This is a genomic window from Acinetobacter sp. ACNIH3, assembly GCF_002918965.1.
Taxonomy (GTDB): domain Bacteria; phylum Pseudomonadota; class Gammaproteobacteria; order Pseudomonadales; family Moraxellaceae; genus Acinetobacter; species Acinetobacter schindleri.
Genome location: NZ_PQLP01000075.1, coordinates 1 through 6,863, shown reverse-complemented (window position 1 = coordinate 6,863; position 6,863 = coordinate 1). Strand labels below are relative to the sequence as shown.

5 protein-coding genes are annotated in these 6,863 nt (G+C 44.7%); 3 read left to right on the top strand and 2 right to left on the bottom strand.

The features are described from left to right. Positions 1–212, top strand: a 212-nt coding sequence (locus tag C3420_RS17310; protein WP_146048148.1) for a transposase, incomplete at its 5' end; no start/stop codon positions are given. 186 nt (positions 213–398) lie between these two features. Here the strand turns inward: C3420_RS17310 and C3420_RS16010 are convergent. Together C3420_RS16010 and C3420_RS16005 are read right to left on the bottom strand one after the other, a co-directional pair. Continuing rightward, positions 399–1,067, bottom strand: a complete 669-nt coding sequence (locus C3420_RS16010; protein ID WP_103801017.1) for an HAD-IA family hydrolase — start codon at positions 1,065–1,067, stop codon at positions 399–401. A 375-nt stretch (positions 1,068–1,442) separates the two neighbouring features. Further along, on the bottom strand, positions 1,443–2,411 hold the full coding sequence (locus tag C3420_RS16005) for an RluA family pseudouridine synthase (protein ID WP_008305495.1): 969 nt from the start codon (positions 2,409–2,411) through the stop codon (positions 1,443–1,445). 507 nt (positions 2,412–2,918) lie between these two features. Here C3420_RS16005 and C3420_RS17445 point away from each other — a divergent pair. Beyond that, positions 2,919–3,086 carry a hypothetical protein gene (locus tag C3420_RS17445; RefSeq protein ID WP_155757520.1) on the top strand — a complete coding sequence of 56 codons (168 nt, stop codon included), beginning with the start codon at positions 2,919–2,921 and terminating at the stop codon, positions 3,084–3,086. A gap of 96 nt (positions 3,087–3,182) precedes the next feature. Next, positions 3,183–6,602 (top strand): Rne/Rng family ribonuclease, encoded by a 3,420-nt coding sequence (locus C3420_RS15995; RefSeq protein ID WP_103801016.1) that lies wholly within the window; start codon positions 3,183–3,185, stop codon positions 6,600–6,602. Positions 6,603–6,863 lie beyond the last annotated feature (261 nt).

The window sequence follows — 6,863 nt, the reverse complement described above, 5'->3', positions numbered from 1 at the left end:
CATTAAAAGCCAAAAGACACTGTAAATTGGATCCTGAATTGAAAATCTATAATCAAGAAATCAATAAAAGAAGAATCGGAATTGAGCATGTATTTGGCAGCCTGAAAACCTTCAAAATCCTTGCTGAACGTTATCGAAATAGAGGTAAAAGGCTTGGTTTGAGATTCAATTTAATCGCTGGAATCTACAACTTGGAACTGAGCAAAAAATGATTTATGAAAGAGGTCTATTTTTAATAGAAAAATCCCGAGTAAAATTCTCAACAATTTTGGTCGTTCAAATTGATCAAGTTTGCAGCTTTAGACTAAAAGATTAGACTAAATGCGCGAATTTAATTCAATGACAGACATTTAAACTGTATAAATTGTCTGTCATTTGATAAAACCCAGCATACTGAATTAAATCGCTTCCTTCCATTGGACTTTAGCCAATAAAAACTCATGTAAGCTACTGACATCATTCACAATCGACAGCGGATTAAAATTCGCTAAAGTCTCTGACGTATGCACACCATAACTTACGCCTACACTTGGCATGACAATATTCAGCGCCATTTCCAGGTCATAAGAGGTATCCCCCACCATAATCGCTTCATGGGCATGTATACCAGTTTCTGCCAGGATTTCAGCCAACATTAAAGGATCTGGTTTAGAACGCGTTTCACTGGCAGCACGAGTCGCATGAAAGAGTTCCAGACTATTGGTCTGCTTTAATACACGGTCCAACCCTTTACGGCTTTTACCTGTAGCGACAGCCAGTTTAATCCCTTGATCTTTTAATGCGTATAGCATCTCAGATACACCTTCAAACCAGGCATCCTCAACAGAGTTCGCTACATAATGTTCTGAATAAGCCTGCAAAATATCCGCATGCAATTCTGGCACAGCTGGGAATAATCGTTGTGCGACTTCCGGCAGACCTAAACCGATAATACTTTTGGCATCAGCATCGGTCAGCGGTTGATTAAATTGCTGCGCGGCAAATTGCAGGCTAGCCACAATTTGACCAACTGAATCAAACAAAGTGCCATCCCAATCAAAAATGACCAGTTTTACAGGTGAGTTCATAAAGATTTCCTAGATTTGATTCAGGGTTAAATCCACCTCGACCCTCTTTTGAAAAAGAAGAGTGAGTTTCATTCTAAAATTACTATTACGCAATTTCCCAACAGATATTGGCTATTTGATTGCGACATGGATGTCGCTGTAGATCTGTGGCACAAGGAAGTGCCATCAGATCTACAAAAGATTTTTGTTACTTTTCATCTTTGAAAAGTAAGGCTAGCCTACGAAATAGTTCTTTAATTTATAAAGGTCTTTTGAGGCATTGCCTTGTACTTAACAACAATTAAGAGATTTTAAATATCTCCTAACCCTTCTTTAAAAAAGAGGGAGAACTTTCTCTAAGTATCTAGAAATATCAAAGAAAAATTATGAAGGTGATTACTCATCATCTTCCGCAGGCGTTACAACCTTATCTGCCTTCTGTGCTCTTAACTGTGCCACCAGACTCTGCATATCTTCTGGCAATGGCGCTTCAATGGTCGGATAACCCGGAATCTCCAGACGCATGGCATGCAAACATAAACGGCGTGGTTTTGGCCCACGATACTCCGTCTCATGACCATACTTTTCATCACCCACCAGCGGATGACCAATGCTTAAACCATGTACACGAATCTGATGGGTACGACCAGAAAGCGGAGATGCATACACCAGTGTGGCATGCATAAAGCGTTCTGCTACATTCCACTGGGTTTTCGAATCCTTACCTTCTTTAGAAACACGGACACGACGTTCACCATTAGACAGCTCATAACGGTGTAAAGGTGCATCAATAAGTTGCTTATCCAGACTTACTTGCCCTTTCACGACTGCCGCATAAGTTTTTTTAATTTTATGTTCACGTAATAAATCTTGCAGGGTTTTAAGCACACTACGTTTTTTCGAGATCATCACCAGACCGGATGTATCACGGTCAATACGATGAATCAGCTCCAAGTATTTTTTACCCGTTGCAGCACGCAGACCTTCGATCAGGCCATAGGCCACACCGCTACCGCCATGTACCGCAATCCCGGAAGGTTTATTGACAACCATCAAGCCTTCATCTTCATAGATTACACGTGCCAACAGACCTTGAGCGACCTTGTCAGAAACCGGTGCAGCAGATTCATCTTTTTGTTCATAACGTATTGGTGCCACACGGATTTGGTCACCAATGGCCAGTTTAGTTTCTGCCTTAATTCGTTTTTTATTAACGCGAACTTGGCCTTCACGAATCAAACGATAGATGCGGCTTTTTGGTACACCTTTCAGACGGCTAAACAGGAAATTATCGATTCGCTGTCCATCTTGGTGCTCATCCACCTCAAACCACGTGACGTTTTGCCATTGTTGCGTAGAATTCATACAGTTACTATGACCTAAAAATTGATTGAAATTGATTAATAAATGACCACTTAGGCTATGCTTTACACAAGAAACATAAGCTTAGCCCATAGGCAGATGATTCAAGGTTTGATATAGTCAGCGCACGGAAACCATCGTTTGTGAGTAAAAGTTGGTGCATGACAGATTTATTTCTGTACATGATCATTCAATTAAACCCTCACATAATACGGGAAGGTCCCAAAAGAATTATGCCGACGCCGAAGGCTTATTATATCGGCAAAAAAGCAAACTGTTGCGTTTAATTGTACCTCAGGTACATAAATCAGTTTGTCTGAAAAAATATGTCGCCAACCTAGTTGGCTTTTAAACGTAAACTGATACACATCAGATTAGTCGCACCCTGAAGACGACTTCAGGCTACAGCGTTTGATGCATTGGATCTGCACAGTTTGTAAAGGTACGACGATAATTCCGTATCAAGACACTCTATCTATAAAGAAGGGATGATCTTCGAGCAATGTGACAGTGAAAGTTACTCACATCCAATGCACCGCTCGTCCGCCAGTGAAGCGTTCAGGTGACTTTAATCGTTTAAAGATTGAAGCCGTATTGCCATCATCAATACGTGAATCAAAACCAAAGCTGATCTATATCAAAATAGACGCTGGGAATAAAAGACTCAAACCACAATGAAATTCATTGCAGATTTGAGCCATTGATCCGTGATGTGTGATGTTCGCTACGTGTATAGCGATTTTTTGCTGTGTATCACTATAAGGTGTTACACCCATGAAACGTATGTTGATTAATGCAACACATGCCGAAGAGATTCGCGTTGCACTTGTCACTGGTCAGCGTCTTTACGATTTCGATTTAGAGAATCGTACCCGTGAACAAAAGAAATCTAATATCTATAAAGGTCACGTGACTCGCGTAGAACCTTCTTTAGAAGCTGTATTTGTTGAATACGGTGCGGGTCGTCAAGGTTTCTTGTCGATGCGTGAAATTGCCAATACTTACTACAAAGCAGATCCTCGCCAAACTTCGAATATCCGCGAACTGATTACTGAAGGCACTGAGCTTTTGGTTCAGGTGGAAAAAGAAGAACGTGGCAATAAAGGTGCTGCCCTTTCTACTTTCATTTCTCTTGCTGGCCGTTATCTGGTATTGATGCCGAACAATCCGAAAGGTGGTGGTATCAGCCGTCAGATTTCAGGTTCAGTCCGTGAAGAGCTGAAAGAGATGCTGGCCTCTTTAAATGTACCGCGTGGTATGAGCGTGATTGTACGTACTGCAGGGATCGGCCGCTCTCAAGAAGAATTGCAACTTGATCTTCAGCACTTGCTTGACCTTTGGGCGCAAATCCAAAGCACTGCAAGCTCTGGTCCATCACCAATGCTGGTTCATCAGGAAGCAGGCGTAGTAACTCGTGCGATCCGTGATTATTTACGTGACGACGTGGCAGAAATCCTGATTGACTCTGAACAAGCCTATAATGAAGCCTATAACTTCGTAAAAGCGGTCATGCCACGTCAGTTAGACAAGCTCAAAACCTATACTTTAAATGAGCCATTATTTGCGCACTTCGGTATCGAAAGCCAGATCCAAACGGCTTATGAGCGCGAAGTGAAACTTCCTTCAGGTGGCTCAATCGTGATTGACCAGACTGAAGCATTGGTGTCGATCGACATCAACTCAGCAAAATCGACTCGTGGTCAGGACGTTGAAGATACCGCGTTAAATACCAACCTTGAAGCTGCTGAAGAAATTGCACGCCAGTTACGTTTACGTGATATTGGCGGCTTAGTCGTGATCGACTTTATCGATATGACCAAAGACCGCAACCAGCGCATGGTTGAAGCAAAACTGCGTGAAGCAACCCAAAGTGACCGCGCACGTATCCAGTTTGGTCAATTGTCACGTTTTGGCCTGATGGAAATGAGCCGTCAACGCTTACGTCCTTCGCTTGAAGAAGCCACGGGCTATGTCTGCCCACGCTGTCATGGCACAGGTATGGTGCGTGACCTACGTTCTTTATCACTTTCAATCATGCGTAAAGTGGAAGAAATTGCTCTGCGTGAACGTCATGGTGAAGTTCAGGTTGAAGTACCGGTTGAAATCGCTGCATTCTTATTGAATGAAAAGCGTCACAGCCTGGTTTACCTGGAACAGACTTCAAGTACACGTGTGACTGTATTGCCGCACCCGCACCTGGAAACGCCGCATTACGAGATTTCTTATAATCCTGAAGGTTTTGCACCGACGAGCTATGAACGTACTGAAGCAACACGTTCAAGTGAAAAAGAACTGGGTTATGAGTCTTCTGAGTGGCATTTAGAAGAAGAACAAAATGCGCATGCAGCTGCACCAGCGCCTGTACAGCAACAAAACAATGGCAGAAACAATAAACGCCGTAATAATCAACAGCAAAACCAGCAAAATCAGAACCAGAATGCACAGCAAGCGCCGGTTGCCCAACAGGTCCCTGCTCAGGTTGCTGCACCTGCTGCCAGCCCATGTGCATGGTTAGAAAACCTGTTTGTACAAAAACAGGCAGCCACTGTGGATCAATCTCGCACTGCCAATAATGCAGCTGCTGCGATTGAACAGCTGGTAAATAATGGCGCAGTCAGCCGTGGTCAGTTCGGCCAAGTTACATCACCTGTTGCACAGCAGGCGCCGCAGCATGTCCCACAACCAGCTGCTACACCAACCAGCAATGCTTACCTTGCACCATCGACTGTGGCACACAAGCCAGAGCGTGATCAGGCTGAAAAGGCTGAACGTGAAGAAAAATCACAACGCAGCCATAAAAAACAGCGCAACAACAAGCACAAAGAGCAACGCGAACCGCAACAACATGATAATGCACCGCAACAAGTGCATGAAGAAGTGGTTCAGTTGTCTCGCCAGGAACAGCGTCAAGAACAACGTGAGCAAAAGCGCAAGAACCCGCGCCATCAGCAGGAGCACAACCAGGATGCTCAAGCTGAACCGCAAGCAGCTGTGCCACGTCGTGACCGTCGTAACCAGCAACGTCCAGAACGTCCTAATCGCCACCGCGATCAAAGCGTACTGAATGAGCAAACGGCTGCTCCACAAGCACCTGCTCAAGTTGAAGCTCCAGCAGCTAATGAACGTCAAGTACGCGTAGAGCTGATTGATGCACCGCGTCAGGACGTTACACCAACAGCTATGATGGTGAATGTCGATCAAGGCCAAAGTGAAATCGTAGCGCTGAACGGTACAGCACCTGTAGTGGCTACTCCGGCTGAAGAAACTGCACCTGAAAAGGCACCAGCCGTAGCAACGATGGCAGCAGAACTGGAAGAGAAAACTGAAGCGGTTGATCTGACGGAAGCCCCTGCTCCAGCAGCGCTTGAACAAGTAACGCCGAAAGCTGAAAAGTCTCGTGCCAGCAATGACCCACGTCAACGTCGTCGTGACCGTCGTGCGGCACAAGGTCAGCAGGCTCAGGCCGCTCAGCTTCGTCCTTCACAAGTACCGACACTTGGTCAGTACACCGTAGGCAGCCTGATCCGTCATGTGTACGGTGAAGACTGTTCAGTACTGATTGAGCAGTTCGGCCTGATGGCGACCTTCAACCGTGCACTGGACAAGTTCACGCAGCAATACAATGAAACTGTTGTTGTAGCAGTGACCGCCGAGAAAAAACCGGTGACGCGTGATGTAGAGGTGAACAAGGCTCAGCCTGAACCAGAACCTGCTCCGGTACTGGATCTGACTCCACCAAAACCTGTGTCAGAAAAGCGTGTAGCTAACGATCCACGTGAGCGTCGTCGTCTAGCAAAACTTGCTGCGGAACAGGCACTTGTACAAGCAAAACAGGCAGCTCAACCGGAAGAAAAACCGACTGAACCCGCTGCTGAAGCTCAGGCTGTGGCAGCACAACAAGCTGAGACGATTGAAGTTCTAAGAACTGACGAGCCTGTTAAACCTTTAGTTGCTGATCAACCTGAGACTGCAGTAACAGCAGCTCAAACTGAGCCAGAAGCTACAGAACAGCCTGAAAATGCACCTGTTACAGCTAAAGCACCAGTTGCTGCCGCTGAAGAAGAAGCATCAGCAGCTGAAGCAAAAGCAAAAACAGTGGAAACAGAAGCGGAAAAAGCAGAGAAATCTCCTGCCCGTCCGCGTCGCCCACGTGGCCGTCCACCGAAGAAAGCCAATACTGCAACTGAGTCATAATTCGCCCAATTGCAGTAACTAAAAAAAACCTAGTCATTTCGGTGACTAGGTTTTTTTTGCTAGATTTTGTCAAATTAGGTTGATTACTCTTTAAATCAACCATTAAAACTACAACGGACAGTTATTGCATATTCAGAGATGGATCCGTAAATTTGAACAACTCCTATAAGTGATATTCTGCTCCTCAAATGATGTTATAAACATCAATATATGGAGTATTTTATGGCACGTAGACCAAGAAGAAATCATTCAAATGATTTT

Coding starts and splice junctions, on each gene's coding strand:
- C3420_RS16010 (WP_103801017.1), bottom strand. CDS start 1,067: ATGAACTCACCTGTAAAACTGGTCATTTTTGATTGGGATGGCACTTTG.
- C3420_RS16005 (WP_008305495.1), bottom strand. CDS start 2,411: ATGAATTCTACGCAACAATGGCAAAACGTCACGTGGTTTGAGGTGGAT.
- C3420_RS15995 (WP_103801016.1), top strand. CDS start 3,183: ATGAAACGTATGTTGATTAATGCAACACATGCCGAAGAGATTCGCGTT.